An 18060-nucleotide genomic window follows, 5' to 3' on the forward strand; every position below is an offset into this window, starting at 1 on the left:
ATGCGGGGAGAGTTGCCCGAGCGGCCTAAGGGAACGGTCTTGAAAACCGTCGTGGCAGCGATGTCACCGTGGGTTCAAATCCCACACTCTCCGCCGTTCCTGCGTCAGCGCAGGCAGAAGGGGTGCCCCGTCGGGGCGCCCCTTTCGTGTTGAGGGCCTGTTCCGGTCTGCGGGTGTGCGGCGTTTAACGGCTGCTCAGCTCCGGTCGGCGCCGGGCTGGGAACGGCTCCGGCCGGCACCCGGGGCGGGTGCCGGCCGGAGCCGCGCGGAGCAGTGTGCAGGGGTGCCGAGGGGTCGGGGCGGTCAGGCGGTCGGGGCGGGGGTCTTCTCCGGGGCGGCGGCCTCCTCGGCCGCGGTCTCGGGCTTGTTGTCGCGCATGACCACCACGGCGAGCAGGGCGGCGGCCAGGACGCCGATCGCGCTGAAGGTGAGGGTGGTGGACATCGAGGCGGTGAAGGCTTCCTTGGCGGTCCGGACCAGGCCCGCGTCGCCCTGGGCGACGGACAGCGCGCCGTTGATCGACTGCTTGGCCTGCTCGGGGGTGCCGGCCGGCATCTCCGCGGAGAAGGTGCTGGTGAGCAGCGAGCCGAGGATGGCGATGCCGAGGGCGGTGCCGGCCTGCTGGATGGTGTCGTTCAGGGCGGAGCCGACGCCCGCCTTGTCGGCCGGGATGGTCGCCATCAGGGCGCCCACGGCGGCCGGCATGGCCATGCCGGCGCCGAGGCCGAGCAGACCGAGAGCGACCGACGGGACGGTGAAGCCGCTGTCGGTGGTGACGGTGGTCAGCAGACCGAAGGAGCCCGCCATCAGGAGCATGCCGGCCAGGATCAGCCGGCGGTAACCGGCCTTGGCGGCGAGCTTGGCGCCGACACCGTTGCCGATCAGCGCGGCCACGGCCAGCGGGGTGAACGCCAGGCCGGCCTTGACGGGGGAGTAGCCGAGGACCGACTGGAGGTACTGGGTGAGGACCAGGAGCAGGCCGCCGTTGCCGATCTGGACCAGGGCCAGCGAGATCGAACCGCCGGTGAAGTTGCGGTGCCTGAAGAGGACCATCGGGACCATCGGCGAGGCGGTGGTGTTCTCCCAGACGACGAAGCCGGCCAGGGAGACGACGGCGACGGCGAGGGTGACCAGCCCGCGGCCCTCGAAGGCGCCGTGCTGCGGGATCTCGACGATCCACCAGACCAGGGCGGTCATGCCGACGGCGGAGAGGGCGGCGCCCAGCGGGTCGGGCTTCTGCCAGGGGGCCTTGGACTCGGGCATCAGCAGCAGACCGGCGGTCACGGCCAGGACGACGACGGGGACGTTGATGAAGAAGATCGAGTGCCAGGAGAAGCGGTCGATCAGGACGCCGCCGAGGACCGGGCTGCCGACCAGGCCGAGCATCGACACCGAGCCCCAGGCCGCCATGGCCTTCGGGCGCTCCTCCTCGTCGAAGACCGTGATCAGGATCGACAGCGTGGACGGCATGATCAGCGCACCGCCGACGCCCATGGCCACGCGGACGGCTATGACCTCGCCCGGGGTGGTGCAGAACGCCGCGGCCAGCGACGCCGCCCCGAAGAGCAGCAGACCGATGATCATCACCTTCCGGCGGCCGAACCGGTCGCCGAGGCTTCCCGAGGTCAGCAGCAGACCGGCGAAGACCAGCACGTAGGAGTCGAGGATCCACTGGATCTGCTGGGGGCTCGCCCCGATGTCCTCGGTCATGGCCGGTACGGCGACGGTCAGCGCCATGCTGTCGACCACCAGGACCAGCGTGCTGAGGCACAGCACGATCAGGATCCACCAGCGGTGCGGACTGCGGGTCTCCGACCCTGCGACTGCGGCTGCCATCAGGCTTTCCTTTCGGGTTGCGCACACCGTTCCGGCATTGCGCACACTGTTCCGGGCGATGCGCACACCGTACGCCCGTGCGTACAGTGTTCGCAACCCATGAACCCTGTACGCTGAATGCGCACAACGTACGCAAAGGAGCGCGCCGATGGCCGCCGACAAGAAGCAGCAGCCCATTCCCTCCGTCTGGACCCGGCGCCCGCGCGCCGCGGAACAGCCCGGGCTGTCCCAGGACGCGATCGTCCGGGAGGCGATCGTGATGCTGGACGCCGACGGCATCGAGGCCCTGAGCATGCGGAAGCTGGCCGCCCGGCTGAACGCGGGGGCGACGTCCCTCTACCGCCATGTCGCCACCAAGGACGAGCTGATGGAGCTCGCCGTCGACGAGGTCTTCGGCGAGATGGTCGTACCGCCCGCCGACTCCGCGGACTGGCGGACGGCGGCCGCCCAGGCCGCCGCGTCCTTCCGCGCGACGGCCCTGCGCCACCCCTGGCTGTCCTCGGTGCTGGGCCAGGCCGGCCTGGCCTACCTGGGCCCCAACCTCATGGCCTTCTCCAGCCGGATGGCGGCCCTGTTCATCAAGGCGGGCTTCCCCGATCCCACCCTGGCGATCGACTCCCTCATCGCGTTCGTGATGGGCATGAGCAGCGCCGAGGCGGCCTGGCTGACCACGGTGGCCCGGTCCGGCGAGACGGAGGCCGGCCTCATCGCCCGCCTCATGCCCGAGGCCCAGCAGGCCGCCGAGGGCCACGAGAACCTGACCGAGGCGTACGTCCGGGCCGCGACCGAGGCGGTCGACCCCGTCGGACTGCGTGACTCCAAGTTCGCCTACGGCCTGGAGGTCATGCTCGACGGCCTGGCGCTGCGCCTCCCCGCCGGGACGCCGCCCGCGGAGTGACCCGGCCTCCGCGCGCCCGCGGCGTGACCCCGCCTCCGCGACCGGCCTCCGCCCGCGGAGTGACCCGGGCGCCGTTCGGCGCGGGCCGGGCAGCGGTCCCCGGGGCGCCGGGCCCTCAAAGTCACCGGGCCAGTGCTTCGACGGCTTCGAGGATGGGGGCCGCGCCGTCTTCGGCGGCCAGTGCGGTGCGGAGTGCGGCGGCCCGCGTGCGCCGGGCCGGTTCGCGCACCGCGCGGGTGATCAGGGCCGCGAGGCGGTCCGCCGTCAGGTCCGCCATCGGCAGGACTCCGGGCGCGACGCCGAGGGACCGGAGCCGGGCGGACCAGAAGGGCTGGTCGTAGAAGACGGGCACCGGGACCGCCGGTACGCCGGCGCGCAGGCCGGCCGCCGTGGTGCCGCAACCGCCGTGGTGCACCACGGCCGCGGTGCGCGGGAAGAGCCACTGGTGGGACACCTCGCCGACGGTCAGGATGTCGTCCCGGACGTCGTCCTGGATGGCGTCCTGACCGTCGTCTCGGGCATCGGTGCTTTCGACTCCCAGCCCGGACCACCCGGCCTGCACCACGCCCCGGACCCCGGCCTTGCGCAGTGCCTCGGTGCACACGGCCGAAAGGCGCTCGCCGGTGGCGCGCGGTGACGGCATGCTGCCGAATCCGATGAAGACCGGTGGCGGGCCGGCGGCGAGGAAATCGGCCAGCCTCGCGTCCGGCCGCCAGGCGCTCGTCTCTTCGGGCCACCAGTAGCCCGCCAGCCGGTGCTGGGAGGGCCAGTCGGCCGGGCGGGAGACGACGTGCGGGCTGAATCCGTACCAGACCGGCCAGTTCGCGGCCAGGCGCCGGCGCGCGGTCCGGCTCAGCGGCGGCAGTCCCAGTTCCGCCCGCACCCACCGGACGGTCGAGGCGGATTGATGGTGGAACGCCCGCCAGAGAGCACGGGAGATGAGCCGGTTGCCCGTGCGTCCGGCGGAGCGGCGGCCGAGCGCCATCGGTGCGAAGTCGCCGGTCGGGGCGACGGGTTGCAGCAGCGCGCCCGTACTGGGTACGCCCAGGCCGTCGGCGACCGCCTTGGCCGGCAGCGCCGCCTGCCCGGAGGCGACGACGACGTCCGCGCCCTGCCGCACCGCCTGGAGGATGCCGTGCGCGAGGTCGGCCGTGTAGGCGGCCCCCTGTCTGGCGATCGTGAGCGTCCCCAGGGGGCCGTCCGCGCGGCCGGAGAGTCTTCGCGCGCACGCCTCGTGCATGTCCCCGGGGTCCAGGGGGAGGTGGCGGAAGCCCAGTCCGCAGGCGCGGATCAGGCCGGCGAAGCGCTCGTGGGTGGCCACGGTCACGGCGTGGCCCGCCTGCCGCAGACGGACCCCGAGGCCGGTGAACGGCGCGACGTCCCCCGTGGAGCCGCTGGTGACGAGCAGGACGTGCATGACGCCGACTCCCTCGCGGGAAGGAATGGAGTGAATCGGCACAAACTATAGAGGTGGTGGGGCGTGGCCACGGGGCGGACACGGGGCGGCCACGGCGCGACCACGCACGCGCGACCACGCACGCGCGGCCGCGCCTACCCGGCCCGCCTCAGTTCCACGGCTCGTTGAACGCCCGGCCGGGGACGGGCTTGGCGATGAGGGCGATCGGGACGAAGAAGTTGACCTGGCCGATCGCGATCATCAGGGTGGCGAGCGCTTTGGGCTCGTAGTGCTCGGCCACCTGTGCGTAGAGCTCGTCGGAGACCCGCTCCCCGTGGGCGGAGGGCTGGAGGACGGCCTCCACCAGAGCCAGCGCGGCCCGCTCGGCAGCGGTGAAGTACGGCGCGTCCTGCCAGGACGCCACCGCGGTGATCCGCTCCTCCGACTCCCCGGCCTTGCGCAGGAAACCCGTGTGCAGGACGGTCAGGTACGTGTTGCCGACGATCTGGCCGGCGCGCAGCTGCAGCAGGCTGATCGTGGTCCGCGGCACCGAGCGGTTGCCCGTGGCCTTGAACAGCGCCGCCGACACCTCGGCCAGCTCGGGAACGAGCTCCAGGGGGTCCACGGCCATCCGGGGGGCCGCCGTAACCTCAGCAGTGATCGCACGCGTTTCCATCGTCGTCTCCCTCAGGGCTTCATCATCGCTGTCACTGCACTGACGGATGGCGCCGGGGAAGTGTGACGGACGGGCGAAACTTTTTTGCCCTGCGGAGTTCCGCCCTGGGGAGTTCTGCCCTGCGGAGTTCTGCCCTACGGCGTTCTGCCCACCGGGAGCTCCATGCCCCTCACCGTGGCGCGGATGCCGTCCTTCTCGACCCTCACGTCGCGGAGCTGAAGGTCGCGCGCCTCCTTGGGGAGGGAGAACGAGAAGGTCAGGCGGTCGGAGAGCTCCGGTGGCCTCATCCGGATCAGGCCGCCGATCAGCTTCGGGTCGATGCCGAGCTTCTTCAGCAGCCACGGGTTGTCCATCGCCGCGTCGATGAGGTTGACGTGCGTCAGCCGTTCGACGAAGCGGGGGGCGCCCGTCAGGCGGTGCAGCTTCTCCTCGCTCCTGAGGGCCGCCTCGGCGTCCTGCCGCGACACGCCCAGCCGCTCCGCCAGCGCCGGGACCGAGAACAGCGCCTTCGCGCGCGCCGCGTCGCGGCTGATGCGCTCGGCCGTCTCGCGGTGCAGGGTCAGCCCTCTGCCCTTGCCGGGGCGGTACGTGGCGATGCCCGGCACGTCGAGGCTCATGTCGTCCACCTCCGTGGACAGGCCGCGGCTTCCGTTCAGCTGCAGCTGCGCCTGAGCCCGTACGCGCAGTTCCTGGCCGCCCACAGTCAGCTTTCCGTCGGCGCCGATCGTATGGTCGGTGCGGCGGGTGAAGGCGATCTGCGAGGCGGCGAGCTCGCGGTTCATGTCGGCGAAGGACAGCAGGACTTCGCCTTCCAGGTCGCCGATGACGGCGCCGCGCACGTCGCTCGGCAGGTTTCCGGTCAGCTGGATGTCACGGCTGCTGGCATGGACCTTCGCGAGCGACACGCGGTCCGCGGCCACGTGCGGAACGGTGATGTCCACGCGCTGCAGGCGCTTCTCCAGGACCTGGGTGAGGAACGGGAACCCGTGGATGTCCACCTGGGGAGCGGCCGCCAGGTGGAGCTCCTGCTGGAGCTTCTGCTGCGCCTTCTTCTCCGCGTACATCTGCGCGCAGCGGTCCGCCAGCACCAGGATCCCGGTGCACAGCGAGAGGGCGATCAGCAGCTTGACGGTGCGGGGCGCGGCGGAGAGGGGGCTCCGGCGGCGGCGGTGGCCGCGCTTTCCGCGGCGGTGGTTCGGCGGGGACCAGGGCTCGTCCTCGTCGGGGTCCTTGTGGAGGAGCTGGAGGGGGAGGACCGTGAGGGGCTGGGTGTCCGTCAGCGAGGGTGCCTGGCCGAGTTCCTGGCCGAGTTCCTGGCCTGGCTCCTGGCCTGGCTCCGGGTCCGCCAGTGACGCCAGTTCGTCATAGGGGTTGGGGGGACGGGAAGGTATGCGTGTGGGGGTTCGCATCGCCATATCCCACCACGCGCGATCCCCCGGAACGCAAGCGCTACCGGCAGTACGTCCGAAAACGGAGCCAATGCCCCCGCAGCAGCCCGCCCGCACCCGCGCCGGTGTCCGGGACGGTCGCGCCTCCTGCCGATCATGTACTGTGGCCGCAGTTGGCAGGAAACCGTCCTAGGAGGTGAGACCCATTACCGCTGTTGCAGGCTGGGTGCTCTCTTCTCCTGGTTGTACGGTCGCTTCCTCTCTCTAGCCGACCGCGAGAGCGCCCTTCGGTCATCCGGAAGGCTTCTCCATGTTCGACTCCTCTTTCTCCGCCTCCGCCTCTTCCTCTTCTCTCGCTTCTTCCTTCCCCCTCGTCGTTTCCAGGCTCCGCGCCGCCGGCTGCGTGTTCGCCGAGGACGAGGCCGGGCTCATCCTCTCCGCGGCGCGCACGCCCGACGAGCTCGACGGCATGGTGGAGCGGCGGGCGTCGGGCCTGCCCCTCGAACATGTGGTCGGCTGGGCGGAGTTCTACGGCCTGCGGATAGCCGTCGACGCGGGCGTCTTCGTTCCGCGGCGGCGTACGGAGTTCCTCGTCGGGCAGGCCCTCGCCCTCAGCTCGCCGCGCGCCGTCGTCGTCGACCTGTGCTGCGGCTCCGGGGCGGTGGGGGCCGCGCTGGCCTCGGCCGTGGAGGGCATCGAGCTCTACGCCGCCGACATCGACCCCGCGGCTGTGGAGTGCGCCCGCCGCAACATCGGCGCGAGCGGCATCGTCTACGAGGGGGACCTCTACGAGCCGCTGCCCGGTGCGCTGCGCGGACGCATAGACGTGCTCGTCGCCAACGCGCCCTACGTGCCCACCGACGCCATCGCCCTGCTGCCGACCGAGGCGCGTGACCACGAGGCGCGGGTCGCGCTGGACGGCGGGTCGGACGGGCTCGACGTACAGCGGCGGGTCGCCGCCGCGGCGGCCTCCTGGCTCGCGCCGGGCGGCCACCTGCTGGTCGAGACGAGTGAGCGGCAGGCCTCGCGGACGGTCGAGACGTTCGTGGGGAGCGGGCTGCTGACGCGGGTCGTCGAGTGCGACGAGCTGGATGCGACGGTCGTCGTCGGGACCAGGCCCGGAGGCGGCCGACGGGCGCGGAGCGCGCAGGCCGGGACCGTGCATGCCGACTCCGCGTACGCCGACTCCGCGTACGCCGAGGCCGAGCAGGCCGCGGCCACGCACCTCGCGACCGCGCACGTCGCGACCGCGTACTAGCGGCCCGGCGCCGTTCTCAGCCGGTAGACCGGCCGGCTGCGCGCCGCCGGGCCCGCTCGTTCACCCCAGGTGGTCCGTCGTCGTGCGGACAACCCGCTCCACGTCGATCTCCACCACCCGCTCGACCTCCGGCCCCCACCGCTCCGGCGGCGGCCGGTGGTCGACGGCCGCGCGGCCGCTGATCTGTACGGTCCGCCCGGTCGCGAAGTCGGGCAGCACCAGCCCGACCCGGGGGTGGCTCCACAGGTTGCCGAGGGTGTTGAACAGGGCGTTTCCCGAGTAGTCCGGCAGCTCGACCCGCCCCGGGCCGGTCACCCGGAGGAAGCCCGCCGGTCCGCCGCGGTGGGAGACGTCGGCTCCGGACCCGGGGTGCCGGGTGGCGATGAACAGGGTGTCCCTGCGGGCGATGAACCGGCGCTCCCAGTCGGTCAGCCGGGTGAGCACGGTGGTCTTCGGACCCTGGGAGAACGGTGCGGGGTCCACCAGGCGCTGCCGGATGTGGCGCGGGCAGTTCCCGTACGCCTCCTCCACGTCCATCTCGATCACGGACGGGTCCCAGCGGCGGACACGGCCGTTGACCCGGAACCTGCGGCGCCGGATGAAGTCCATGGCGATGAGGGCGACCTGGCCGGAAGCGCCCGCCGGCACGCAGGGGTCGCCTTCGGGGCGCGCGGCGCAGATGCGTACGGTCTTCGGCCCCGTCTGCACGAACCCCGCCTCGCCGGTCAGGACCGTGGCCCACATCCGGTCCTCCGCGTCGGCCGTGCCCAGGGCCACGCACGACACGGTGGAGAGGAACAGCCCGGCGACGGGGGAGAGCTGCTCGCCGAGGATCCCCGCGACCCGGGCCGCCCTGGCGTCGGCCCCGGCGGCCCGCTGCACGGCCCGCTCACCCTCGTGAAACGTACGCATGCGCGGTGCGGACGTCATGCGGCGGTCCCTAACCGTGGTGCGGGGAAGCGGAGTTGAGGCGTCATGGACGAGACGGTACCGTACGGTACCTTCTCCTGGGGGCCGCCCCTAGACTGACGGCATGCCAGTGAAGCCGGGAGCGACCATCGACCCGCGTGCGACCCGGGCCCGCGTGCTGTCCAGCGCCGTCCAGCTGTTCTACGAACGCGGGGTGCACACCGTCGGGGTGGACGAGATCGCCCGGCACGCGGGTGCTTCGAAGCTGACGATCTACCGCAACTTCGGCTCCAAGGAAGGCCTCGTGGAGGCCGTGCTGGAGTACCGCAGCGAGCACATCCACCGGTGGCTGGTGACCCACCTGGAGGGCGTGCCCGCCGGCCGCGAGCGCGTGCTCGCCCTCTTCGACCTGCTCACGCGCTGGTACGCGCGCGACGGCTACTGCGGCTGCGCCGTGATCAACGCCGCCGTGGAGACGCGCCACCTCGACGGTCCGGTGCGGCAGCTGCCCCGCGCCCACCTGGCGCGCTACCGCGAGCTGCTCGAAGAGCTGCTGGCGGGGGCGGGCGCCGTACGCCCGGAGATCCTCGCCCGGCACCTGCTGATCCTCATCGAGGGCGCCACGACGATCACGGCGATCGACGGGGACCCTTCGGCCGGGCACGATGCGCGGGCCGCGGCGGAAGTCCTCCTCGACGCGGCCTGCGCCGCCTGAGCGTTTTCGCCCCCGGCGGTGTTCACTTCTCGGCCATGTTTACGGAATCGGCCGGAATCTCGCCGGAACGGTTCTGCCCTTGTGATGCATGGGTCCCAAGGGCTCTCTGAGGGGCGCGGGCCGGGGGCTGTCAGGTGTGTCGGGGGTTTATTCGGGAGTGGTCATGCTTGCGAGGGAATGAGGAGGGACGGGTGGTTCGCCGGGGATTCGGTGGGCAAACCTCGGATCGCGACGTCGAATACCCCGCCGGGCGGTCGGCCAACTGCCCGGCACTGCGCAGCAGTTCCGTCCGCTCGGGCTGCTCGCAGCAGTTCCGCTCAGCGTTCTCGTTCTGGAGGAAATAGAAATGGCAAGCACCCGCACTGCTCGCGTCCTCACCACTGCCGCCGCTCTGCCCGTGGCGGCGGTCCTCCTCTCCGGCGTCGCCCACGCCGATGACGAAGGCAATGGCAACCAGGTGGCCAACCGCGGTTCCAACGCGGCTGCCGCGGCGGTCGTGGGGAGCGGCGTCGGGGGTTCCAACCACGGGAACTCCACGACGGGCCAGCAGCAGGCCACGGGTACCGGCGCCTCGAACCAGAACAACACCGCGAGCGTGAGCGGTCCGGCCCGCACGGCCATCCGCCAGGACAACGTTTCGGTGGTCTTCACCAACCTGTGGTAGCCCCTGCGGCCCCGGGGGCGGGGCGGCACGGGTGGCCGACCGACGCGGCCGACTGACGCGGCCGGCTGATGTGATCGGCTCTTGGTGAACTGGGTCCGGTGATGGTGGCGCGACGGCACTCGGGTGCCGTCGCGCAGCCATGTGCGGGGGCCGTCGCCGTCTCCCCGCCGGACGCCGCGGCTCTTGACACCCTCCGCAAATCTGACGGACAGTCAGGAAAACTTGCGAGGAGGGGTCCGCGTGCCCGTTCCCACGCCCTTGTCCGAGCCCGTTCCCGAGCCCGTTCCCGAGCCCGTCCCCGGCGACGTGCACCACCTGCTCAAGCCCTTCGAAGGCAGGCCCGCAGCCGTCTCCGCACGCGCCGCGGACCCCGTCAACGCCCCGATGATCAGGCACTGGTGCGAGGCTCTGGGCGACACCAACCCCGCCTACGCGGGGGACGACCCGATCGCCCCGCCCACCATGCTCCAGGCGTGGACCCTGCCCGGCCTCTCCACGGCCCGCGCCGGGCGCGCCCCCGCCCACGACGAGCTCTTCGCCCTGCTCGACGGCGCCGGGTACACCGCGGTCGTCGCCACCGACTGCGAGCAGGAGTACGTACGCCCGCTGCGGCCCGGCGACGAGATCACGTTCGATTCGGTCATCGAGACCGTCTCCCCCCGCAAGTCCACCCGGCTCGGGGCGGGCTACTTCATCACCACGACGACGCGGCTGCGCGTGGCCGGCGAGCTGGTGGGCACCCACCTCTTCCGGATCCTCAAGTACGCCCCGGCCCCCGCCCCTGCGGGCCCGGCCCCCGCCCGCCCCCGCCCCGTGATCAACCGCGACAACGCCCCCTTCTGGGAGGGCGTCGCCGCGCACAAGCTGCTCATCCAGCGCTGCGCCGCCTGCGGCACGCTCCGCTTCCCCTGGCTGCCGGGCTGCGGCCGCTGCGGCTCGCCCGAGTGGGGGACGGCAGAGGCCTGCGGCTCCGGCACGGTCCATTCGTACGTGGTCGTGCACCACCCGCCGTTCCCGGCCTTCGACCCGCCCTACGCCGTCGCGCTCGTCGAACTGGCCGAAGGCGTACGGATGATCAGCAGCATCACGGGTGTGCCGCACGACCGCGTGCGCATCGGCATGCCCGTCGAGCTGGAATTCATACGAGTGGACGCGGAGTGGGAACTTCCGGTCTTCCGCGCCCACGCGGACCGGGCGGCGGGAGCGGACGCATGACGCCCGGCGACGCGCTCCCGCCCCTCACCGTTCCGATCACCCGTACGCTCGTCATCGCGGGTGCCATCGCCTCCCGCGACTACCAGGACGTGCACCACGACGCCGAGGCGGCCCGTGCGAAGGGCTCTCCTGACATCTTCATGAACATCCTCACCACCCATGGTCTGGTGGGCCGTTACGTCACCGACCGGCTCGGCCCGGAGGCCGTCCTCCGCAAGGTTTCGATCCGCCTCGGGGTGCCCAGTTATCCGGGCGACGTTCTGGTGCTGACCGGAAGGATCATTTCCGTGAACGAGCGCACCATCGAGATCTCCGTGGTCGGGACGAACCGCCTCGGCCGCCATGTCACCGGCCGGGTCGTGGCCGCCCGCCCCTCACCCGCCGGGGCCCGCAGATGACCGGCGGCACCGCCGCCGTCGTCGGCATCGGCGCCACCGCCTTCACCAAGGACTCCGGCCGCAGCGAGCTCGCCCTGGCCGCGGAGGCGGTCCGCGCGGCGCTCGACGACGCCGGGCTCGGCCCCGGCGACGTGGACGGCCTGGTCACCTTCACCATGGACACCAGCCCCGAGATCGCCGTCGCCCAGGCGGCCGGCATCGGCGAGCTGACGTTCTTCTCCCGCGTCCACTACGGCGGCGGCGCCGCCTGCGCCACCGTCCAGCAGGCCGCCCTGGCCGTCACGGCCGGCATCGCCGATGTCGTCGTCTGCTACCGGGCCTTCAACGAGCGTTCCGGCCGCCGCTTCGGCGCCGGGGTGCAGGGGCGCGAGCCCTCGGCGGAGGGCGTGGCGCTCGGCTGGGGGCTGCCGTACGGGCTGCTCACGCCGGCGTCCTGGGCGGCCATGAGCGCCCGCCGCTACCTGCACGAGTACGGCCTGGAGCCCGCGGTCTTCGGGCACGTCGCCGTCACCGACCGGCGCCACGCCGCGACCAACCCGGCCGCTTACTTCCACGGCCGCCCGATCACCCTCGCCGACCACGCCGCCTCCCGCTGGATCGCCGAGCCGCTGCGGCTGCTCGACTGCTGCCAGGAGACGGACGGCGGCCAGGCCCTGGTCGTCACCTCCCTGGAGCGGGCCCGCACGCTGCGCCGGCCGCCCGCCGTGATCGTCGCAGCGGCCCAGGGCGCCGGCCGCGCGCAGGAGCAGATGACCAGCTACTACCGGGACGGCATCGAGGGCCTCCCCGAAATGGGCGTCGTCGCCCGGCAGCTGTGGGGGAGCAGCGGACTGGGCCCCGCGGACGTCGACGTGGCCGTCCTCTACGACCACTTCACGCCGTACGTGCTGATGCAGCTGGAGGAGTTCGGATTCTGCGGGCCCGGCGAGGGGGCCGCGTTCGTCGCGGCGGACGCACTGCCGCTGAACACCCACGGCGGGCAGCTGGGCGAGGCGTACCTGCACGGCATGAACGGCATCGCCGAGGCGGTGCGGCAGCTTCGCGGCACCGCCGTGAACCAGGTGCCGGACGCCTCGCGGGCGCTGGTCACCGCCGGTACGGGAGTTCCCACGTCCGGGCTGCTTCTCGGGGCAGACGGATGAACGGGGGCGTGTCACGGAAGGGGGCCGGTCGGTGGCGCCTTTGACTCCGGGTATGGACCGACGACGGAAGATCATCGGATATCTCCTCGCCCTGACGGCGGTGGTGGCCCAGCTGGCGGGCGCCGATCCCGCGGGCGCCGGTGACCGGGGCGACCCGAGGGACGAGGGGGCTTCCGTCTTCAGGGGCTGGGGCATGGACACCTGCCAGGCGCCGGCGCTGACCACGCTGAGCGCGTGGAAGTCGTCCGACTACCGGGCCGTCGGCGTCTACTTCGCCGGCCGGGCCCGCGCCTGCCCGCACCAGACCCACCTCAGCGAGCGCTGGCTGGAGGGCGCCGACGACCTGGGCTGGCGCGTCCTGCCGATCTACGTGGGCTCGCAGTCCCCGTGCGTGCGGGCGAGCAACAAGCGGGGCTTCCTGATCGGCTCCTACCCCTACGACCAGGGTCAGTCGGAGGGCGAGGACGCCGTCTCCCGGGCCTCCGCCCTCGGCATCGTCTCCCGCAGCGCCCTCTACCTCGACATGGAGGCGTACGACGACAAGGACGGCGACTGCGCCCGAACGACGCTGTCCTACATCCGTGGCTGGAACGCGGCCGTGCGCGCCGGCGGCTACCTGCCGGGCTTCTACAGCAGCGCCGAGTCGGGGGTGCGGCACATGGACCGGGCCCGCCGCTCGGGCACGACCGGGCTGCCCGACGTGCTCTGGTTCGCCCGCTGGCGGGTCGAGCCCACGACGGACCGCGAGCCGCTGATCGGCCGGACGGCCTGGCAGCCGCACCGCCGCATCCACCAGTACCAGGGGAACGTCACCGAGTCGCACGGGGGACGGAAGCTGACCATCGACCGCAACCTGGTGGACGCGCCCGTGGCGATCATCGACTGACGCCGGCCGGGGCCCGGTCCGGGGCCTGACCCGGGCCCGGTCCGGGGCCGGTCCGGGGCCTGACCCGGGCCCGGTCCGGGGCCGGTCCGGGGCCCGCACCCGGAGGAGGCCCCCCGTTCCTCTCCCCCTCCGGGAGGTGGGGCCAGCCCCACCTGTACGACCTGAGGCGGACCGTCCTTCGGCACCTGCGGCCGATCCGCCGGGTACAGGTGCGCTCCTAGCGTTGAAGCATGACAGCAACCACGACGCCTGTGTGCACCAGCGCATCCACCGCCGTGTACCCGTCGTTCTCCTCCTACGTACGGGCACGCGGTCCGGTGCTGCAGCGCACCGCCCGCTCTCTGACCTCGAACCCGTGCGACGCGGAGGACCTGCTGCAGACCGCGCTGACCAAGACGTACCTGGCGTGGGAGCGCATAGAGGACCACCGGGCCCTGGACGGCTACGTGCGCCGGGCCCTGGTCAACACCCGCACCTCGCAGTGGCGCAAGCGCAAGGTCGAGGAGTTCCCCTACGACGAGCTGCCCGAGCGCGAGGCGGCCCCGTCGGCGGACCCCGCCGAGCAGCAGGTGCTGCGCGACGCGATGTGGCGGGCCGTGCTGCGGCTGCCGGCGCGGCAGCGGGCCATGGTCGTCCTCAGGTATTACGAGGACCTGACCGAGGTGCAGACGGCCGAGCTGCTCGGGGTCTCCGTCGGCACGGTCAAGAGCGCCGTCTCCCGGGCGCTCGGCAAGCTCCGCGAGGACCCGGAGCTCTCCTGCGCGGCATGACGGGCGTGTGACGGGCGTGTGACCGGCGGCACGGGGACGACGTGACGCAAAGTGCTCACCGCGGGGGCCCCGGGGTAGTGACTTACCGCGAGATACCCCAGCACAATCAGCGGACCACCACCCGCCGTACAGGTCTTCGGGAGGACCCCGGTGCTGAGCACGATGCAGGACGTACCGCTCACCGTCACGCGCATCCTCGCCCATGGGGCGCGCGTCCACGGGGGCGCCACGGTGACCACCTGGACCGGGGACGGCGAGCCGCTGCGGCGCAGCTTCCGGGAGGTCGCCGAGCGGTCCGTGCAGCTGGCCCACGCGCTGCGCGACGAGCTCGGGGTGGTCGGCGACCAGCGCGTCGCCACGCTCATGTGGAACAACAGCGACCACCTGGAGGCGTATCTCGCGATCCCCTCCATGGGCGCCGTCCTGCACACGCTCAACCTGCGGCTGCCCGTCGAGCAGCTCGCCTACATCGTCAACCACGCGGCCGACCGCGTGGTCATCGTCAACGGCTCGCTGCTGCCGCTGCTCGCCCCGCTGCTGCCGCACCTCGGCTCCGTCGAGCACGTGATCGTCTCGGGCCCGGGCGACCGCTCCGCGCTGGAGGGCTGCCGGCCGCGCGTGCACGAGTACGAGGAGCTGCTCGCGGGCCGCCCCGTGGCCGGCTTCGACTGGCCGGAGCTCGACGAGCGGCAGGCCGCCGCCCTCTGCTACACCTCCGGCACCACCGGCGAGCCCAAGGGCGTCCTCTACAGCCACCGCTCGGTCTACCTCCACGCCATGGAGGTCAACGCCGCCTCGGCCTTCGGTCTGACCCCCGCCGACACCTGCCTGCCCGTCGTGCCGATGTTCCACGTGAACGCCTGGGGCCTGCCGCACGCCGCCTTCATGGCCGGAACGTCCCTGCTGATGCCCGACCGCTTCCTGCAGCCCGCGCCGCTCGCCGAGATGATCGCCACCGAGCGGCCCACGGTCTCCGCCGGCGTCCCCACGATCTGGGCGGGCCTGCTCGCCGAGCTCGACGCGCGGCCGCGGGACCTGACCTCGCTGCGCACGGTCATCAGCGGCGGCTCGGCCGCGCCGCCCGCGATGATGCGGGGCTTCCACGAGCGCCACGGCGTGCGGCTCGTGCAGGCGTGGGGGATGACGGAGACCTCGCCGCTGGGCTCGGTGGCCTACCCGCCGGCCGGTCTGAGCGAGGAGGAGGAGTGGCCCTACCGCGTCACCCAGGGCCGGCTGCCCTCCTCCGTGGAGGCCCGGCTCGCCGGTCCCGGCGGGGAGATCCTGCCGTGGGACGGGCGGTCGGCCGGTGAGCTGGAGGTGCGCGGGCCCTGGATCGCGGGCGCGTACTACGGTGGCGCGGCCGGGGAGCCCGTCCGGCCCGAGGACAAGTTCAGCCCCGACGGCTGGCTGCGCACGGGCGACGTCGGCACGATCACGTCCGACGGCTTCCTCACCCTCACCGACCGCGCCAAGGACGTGATCAAGTCGGGCGGCGAGTGGATCTCCTCCGTCGAGCTGGAGAACCACCTGATGGCCCACCCGGACGTCGCGGAGGCGGCCGTCGTGGCCGTCCCGGACGACAAGTGGGGCGAGCGCCCGCTCGCCACCGTGGTCCTCAAGGACGGCAAGCCCGCCGACTACGCGGCGCTGCGGGCGTTCCTCGGCGAGCGGGTGGCGCGCTGGCAGCTGCCCGAGCGGTGGGCGCTGGTCGCGTCCGTACCGAAGACGTCGGTGGGCAAGTTCGACAAGAAGGTGCTCCGCAAGCAGTACGCGGAGGGCGAGCTGGAGGTCACCGTCCTGGGCGGCTGACCCGCCGCGGACGGATGACACGGAACGCCGGGCAGGGGGCCGCCGATAAGGCCTCCTGCCCGGCGTCGGTGCACGTGCCGCCGGTGCGCCGCCGTCGGCGCTCCGTCAGCGCTTGGCGCCCACCAGCGCGCTGCCGGCCCAGCCCACCGCCACGGCGGCCGCCGCGATGGCGCACACGCCGTTCCAGCCCCAGTGGGCGTACGCCGGGCCCGCGAGGGCGGAAGCGCTCGCGCCGCCGACGAACGCCGTGACGACGTAGGCCGTGTTGGCCGCCGCGGGCGTGCCGGTCGAGGCCAGTGCCCGCGTCTGGTTGGCGACCTGGCCGGCCATCAGGCCCGCGTGGATCAGCACGGCCGCCGTGCACAGCGCCCACAGCCGGTGCCCGCCGAGCCAGAACAGGGGCAGGGAGAGCGCCGTGAGCACGTAGGACGCGGTGACGACCCGGGTCGCGCCGAAGCGGTCGATGAGCGACCCCGACACGGGGGCGACGGCGGTCGAGACGAGACCGAACAGGCCGAAGAGACCCGCGGTCGCCGTCGACATGTGGAACGGCTCGTCCGCGGTCAGCAGCAGGGCGAGCGTCGTCCACAGGGAGCTCCAGGCGCCGAAGAGTCCGGCCTGGCGCAGGCACGCGGCCCGCAGCTCGGGGGAGCGGCGCAGCAGGCCCGGCAGCCCCGCTATGGCCTTCAGCGGCCGGGCGGCGCGGCGCGGCCGGGTCTCGGCCGGGAGCATGACGGCGGTCAGCAGGCCGATCGCGACGGTGAGCGCGGCGGCGCCGAGGAAGACGGCGCGCCAGCCGTACGCCTGCCCGGCCAGGGAGCCGAGGACACGGGCCGCGACGATGCCGGTGAACAGCCCGGCCACGACCGCGGCCACGTGCCGCCCGCGCCGGTCGGCGGGCGCCCGCTCGGCGACCAGCGGGACCAGCAGCTGCGGTACGACCGTCGCGGCGCAGGCCACCAGGACGGCCGCGGCCAGCGCGGGCAGGCCCGGCGCGAAGGCCGCCGCGACCAGTGCCGCGCCGGCGACGCCGGACAGCACGGCCACCAGGCGGCGGCGGTCGGCGGTGTCCCCGAGCGGGGCGAACGCCAGCAGGCCGATGGCGTAGCCGAGCTGGGCCACGGAGGCGATCCAGCCGGCCGCGGAGGGCGCGGCGCCGAAGTCCTGCGCGATGAGGCCGAGGAGCGGGGCCGCGAGGTAGATGTTCGCGGCGGTGACGGCGGTGCAGAGGGCGATGACCGCGAGGAGGACGGTGTTGCCGCCGCGGGCCGGGGCGGGGGCGGGCGCGGCCGGTGCCGCGGGTGCTGCGGACCCTGCGGGCGATACGGGTGCGGGTCCGACTGCGGCTGCGGCTGTGGGTGACGGCGTGGGCGTCGGCATGAGTGGTGAGGCTCCCCCGGGACGGTGCGGCATGCTTATAACCAACTGGTTGGTTATAAGTTTCACGTGAAACGGAACATGCTGTCAACCGAATAGTTGGTTACTCTGGGTGCATGGCAGTCGTAAGGGATCCAGAGGCCACCAAGGCGCGCATCTTCGCGGCGGCCACCGCCGAATTCGCCGCCCACGGCATCGCCGGCGCGCGCATCGACCGCATCGCCCGCGAGGCCAAGGCGAACAAGCAGCTCATCTACGCCTACTTCGGCGACAAGGCGGAGCTGTTCTCCCAGGTCCTCCAGCGGGCCCTGCTCGAACTCGCCTCCGCCGTCCCCGTCGACGCCGACGACCCCGACTGCTACGTCGACCGCCTGATGGAGTACCACAAGGCCCACCCCGAGCTGCTGCGGCTGCTCCTGTGGGAAGGGCTCGAATACGGGGAGGGCGAGATCCCGCACGAGGCCGAGCGGCGCGCCCGCTACGACTCCAAGGCCGCGGCCTTCGCCGTCGCCCAGGAGGAGGGCACGGTCGACGCCGGGCTGCCGCCGCGGCACCTCGTCTTCCTGATCAGCGCGCTCGCCGGGTGGGGCACGGCCGTCCCGCAGTTCCGCCGGCTGCTCGTCGGCGGGGAGGACGGGGACCTGGCCGCGCTGCGGGAGTCCGTGCGGACGGCGGCGCGCAGGATCACCCAGCCGGGCGCCTAGCCGCCCGGCCGCGGGTCCT

At 72.9% G+C, this 18060-nt stretch carries 17 protein-coding genes and 1 tRNA gene; 12 read left to right on the forward strand and 6 right to left on the reverse strand.

The window, feature by feature from the left end; translation table 11 throughout:
• The first annotated feature begins 6 nt into the window (after positions 1-6).
• Positions 7-93, forward strand: a tRNA-Ser gene (locus NQU55_RS13920).
• A 210-nt stretch (positions 94-303) separates the two neighbouring features.
• Here the strand turns inward: NQU55_RS13920 and NQU55_RS13925 are convergent.
• The gene (locus tag NQU55_RS13925; protein WP_168094568.1) at positions 304-1836 is read right to left on the reverse strand and encodes an MFS transporter; all 1533 of its coding nucleotides are present in this window, start codon (positions 1834-1836) and stop codon (positions 304-306) included.
• Between the two features lie 148 nt (positions 1837-1984).
• Between NQU55_RS13925 and NQU55_RS13930 the strand changes: the two genes are divergently transcribed.
• Positions 1985-2734 (forward strand): TetR/AcrR family transcriptional regulator, encoded by a 750-nt coding sequence (locus NQU55_RS13930; RefSeq protein ID WP_168094567.1) that lies wholly within the window; start codon positions 1985-1987, stop codon positions 2732-2734.
• 121 nt (positions 2735-2855) lie between these two features.
• Here NQU55_RS13930 and NQU55_RS13935 read toward each other — a convergent pair whose 3' ends face one another.
• The 3 genes from NQU55_RS13935 to NQU55_RS13945 form a co-directional block, all read right to left on the reverse strand.
• On the reverse strand, positions 2856-4151 hold the full coding sequence (locus tag NQU55_RS13935; protein WP_168094566.1) for a glycosyltransferase: 1296 nt from the start codon (positions 4149-4151) through the stop codon (positions 2856-2858).
• A gap of 148 nt (positions 4152-4299) precedes the next feature.
• Positions 4300-4806, reverse strand: coding sequence for a carboxymuconolactone decarboxylase family protein (locus NQU55_RS13940; protein ID WP_168094565.1), 507 nt, complete (start codon positions 4804-4806; stop codon positions 4300-4302).
• Between the two features lie 134 nt (positions 4807-4940).
• Positions 4941-6215, reverse strand: coding sequence for an LmeA family phospholipid-binding protein (locus NQU55_RS13945; protein ID WP_168094564.1), 1275 nt, complete (start codon positions 6213-6215; stop codon positions 4941-4943).
• Between the two features lie 289 nt (positions 6216-6504).
• Here NQU55_RS13945 and NQU55_RS13950 point away from each other — a divergent pair, with 289 nt between their 5' ends.
• Positions 6505-7452: a putative protein N(5)-glutamine methyltransferase gene (locus NQU55_RS13950; RefSeq protein WP_168094563.1), complete on the forward strand. Its 948-nt coding sequence runs from the start codon at positions 6505-6507 to the stop codon at positions 7450-7452.
• A gap of 60 nt (positions 7453-7512) precedes the next feature.
• Here the strand turns inward: NQU55_RS13950 and NQU55_RS13955 are convergent, their stop codons facing one another.
• Complete coding sequence (locus NQU55_RS13955; protein ID WP_256790620.1) at positions 7513-8382, reverse strand: pyridoxamine 5'-phosphate oxidase family protein; 870 nt, start codon at positions 8380-8382, stop codon at positions 7513-7515.
• A gap of 103 nt (positions 8383-8485) precedes the next feature.
• Here NQU55_RS13955 and NQU55_RS13960 point away from each other — a divergent pair, with 103 nt between their 5' ends.
• The 8 genes from NQU55_RS13960 to NQU55_RS13995 all read left to right on the forward strand — a co-directional run bounded on the left by NQU55_RS13960 (position 8486) and on the right by NQU55_RS13995 (position 15960).
• Complete coding sequence (locus NQU55_RS13960) at positions 8486-9076, forward strand: TetR/AcrR family transcriptional regulator (RefSeq protein ID WP_168096911.1); 591 nt, start codon at positions 8486-8488, stop codon at positions 9074-9076.
• A 346-nt stretch (positions 9077-9422) separates the two neighbouring features.
• A complete protein-coding gene (locus NQU55_RS13965; protein WP_168096912.1) occupies positions 9423-9740 on the forward strand; it encodes a hypothetical protein in 318 nt (105 codons plus the stop codon).
• A 306-nt stretch (positions 9741-10046) separates the two neighbouring features.
• Positions 10047-10955, forward strand: a complete 909-nt coding sequence (locus NQU55_RS13970) for a bifunctional MaoC family dehydratase N-terminal/OB-fold nucleic acid binding domain-containing protein (protein WP_256790642.1) — start codon at positions 10047-10049, stop codon at positions 10953-10955.
• Positions 10952-11353, forward strand: coding sequence for a hotdog family protein (locus NQU55_RS13975; protein ID WP_168096599.1), 402 nt, complete (start codon positions 10952-10954; stop codon positions 11351-11353). Before NQU55_RS13970 ends, NQU55_RS13975 begins: the two co-directional genes overlap by 4 nt.
• Positions 11350-12495 carry a lipid-transfer protein gene (locus NQU55_RS13980; protein WP_168096600.1) on the forward strand — a complete coding sequence of 382 codons (1146 nt, stop codon included), beginning with the start codon at positions 11350-11352 and terminating at the stop codon, positions 12493-12495. Before NQU55_RS13975 ends, NQU55_RS13980 begins: the two co-directional genes overlap by 4 nt.
• 52 nt (positions 12496-12547) lie before the next feature.
• Positions 12548-13381, forward strand: coding sequence for a DUF1906 domain-containing protein (locus tag NQU55_RS13985; protein ID WP_256790621.1), 834 nt, complete (start codon positions 12548-12550; stop codon positions 13379-13381).
• Positions 13382-13611: 230 nt separating this feature from the next.
• Positions 13612-14151 (forward strand): SigE family RNA polymerase sigma factor, encoded by a 540-nt coding sequence (locus NQU55_RS13990; RefSeq protein WP_168094185.1) that lies wholly within the window; start codon positions 13612-13614, stop codon positions 14149-14151.
• A gap of 150 nt (positions 14152-14301) precedes the next feature.
• The gene (locus tag NQU55_RS13995; RefSeq protein ID WP_168094184.1) at positions 14302-15960 is read left to right on the forward strand and encodes a long-chain fatty acid--CoA ligase; all 1659 of its coding nucleotides are present in this window, start codon (positions 14302-14304) and stop codon (positions 15958-15960) included.
• A 105-nt stretch (positions 15961-16065) separates the two neighbouring features.
• Here NQU55_RS13995 and NQU55_RS14000 read toward each other — a convergent pair whose 3' ends face one another.
• Positions 16066-17340, reverse strand: a complete 1275-nt coding sequence (locus NQU55_RS14000; RefSeq protein WP_168094183.1) for an MFS transporter — start codon at positions 17338-17340, stop codon at positions 16066-16068.
• Between the two features lie 113 nt (positions 17341-17453).
• On the opposite strand from NQU55_RS14000, the gene NQU55_RS14005 reads away from it, so the two are divergent.
• Positions 17454-18041, forward strand: a complete 588-nt coding sequence (locus NQU55_RS14005; protein WP_168094182.1) for a TetR/AcrR family transcriptional regulator — start codon at positions 17454-17456, stop codon at positions 18039-18041.
• The last annotated feature ends 19 nt before the right edge of the window (positions 18042-18060 follow it).

The organism is Streptomyces telluris (genome assembly GCF_024519335.1).
Taxonomy (GTDB): domain Bacteria; phylum Actinomycetota; class Actinomycetes; order Streptomycetales; family Streptomycetaceae; genus Streptomyces; species Streptomyces telluris.

What these genes read in the sequence shown, in the direction of transcription:
- NQU55_RS13925 (WP_168094568.1), bottom strand. Translation starts at nt 1,836, where the DNA reads ATGGCAGCCGCAGTCGCAGGGTCGGAGACCCGCAGTCCGCACCGCTGG.
- NQU55_RS13930 (WP_168094567.1), top strand. Translation starts at nt 1,985, where the DNA reads ATGGCCGCCGACAAGAAGCAGCAGCCCATTCCCTCCGTCTGGACCCGG.
- NQU55_RS13935 (WP_168094566.1), bottom strand. Translation starts at nt 4,151, where the DNA reads ATGCACGTCCTGCTCGTCACCAGCGGCTCCACGGGGGACGTCGCGCCG.
- NQU55_RS13940 (WP_168094565.1), bottom strand. Translation starts at nt 4,806, where the DNA reads ATGGAAACGCGTGCGATCACTGCTGAGGTTACGGCGGCCCCCCGGATG.
- NQU55_RS13945 (WP_168094564.1), bottom strand. Translation starts at nt 6,215, where the DNA reads ATGCGAACCCCCACACGCATACCTTCCCGTCCCCCCAACCCCTATGAC.
- NQU55_RS13950 (WP_168094563.1), top strand. Translation starts at nt 6,505, where the DNA reads ATGTTCGACTCCTCTTTCTCCGCCTCCGCCTCTTCCTCTTCTCTCGCT.
- NQU55_RS13955 (WP_256790620.1), bottom strand. Translation starts at nt 8,382, where the DNA reads ATGACGTCCGCACCGCGCATGCGTACGTTTCACGAGGGTGAGCGGGCC.
- NQU55_RS13960 (WP_168096911.1), top strand. Translation starts at nt 8,486, where the DNA reads ATGCCAGTGAAGCCGGGAGCGACCATCGACCCGCGTGCGACCCGGGCC.
- NQU55_RS13965 (WP_168096912.1), top strand. Translation starts at nt 9,423, where the DNA reads ATGGCAAGCACCCGCACTGCTCGCGTCCTCACCACTGCCGCCGCTCTG.
- NQU55_RS13975 (WP_168096599.1), top strand. Translation starts at nt 10,952, where the DNA reads ATGACGCCCGGCGACGCGCTCCCGCCCCTCACCGTTCCGATCACCCGT.
- NQU55_RS13980 (WP_168096600.1), top strand. Translation starts at nt 11,350, where the DNA reads ATGACCGGCGGCACCGCCGCCGTCGTCGGCATCGGCGCCACCGCCTTC.
- NQU55_RS13985 (WP_256790621.1), top strand. Translation starts at nt 12,548, where the DNA reads ATGGACCGACGACGGAAGATCATCGGATATCTCCTCGCCCTGACGGCG.
- NQU55_RS13990 (WP_168094185.1), top strand. Translation starts at nt 13,612, where the DNA reads ATGACAGCAACCACGACGCCTGTGTGCACCAGCGCATCCACCGCCGTG.
- NQU55_RS14000 (WP_168094183.1), bottom strand. Translation starts at nt 17,340, where the DNA reads ATGCCGACGCCCACGCCGTCACCCACAGCCGCAGCCGCAGTCGGACCC.
- NQU55_RS14005 (WP_168094182.1), top strand. Translation starts at nt 17,454, where the DNA reads ATGGCAGTCGTAAGGGATCCAGAGGCCACCAAGGCGCGCATCTTCGCG.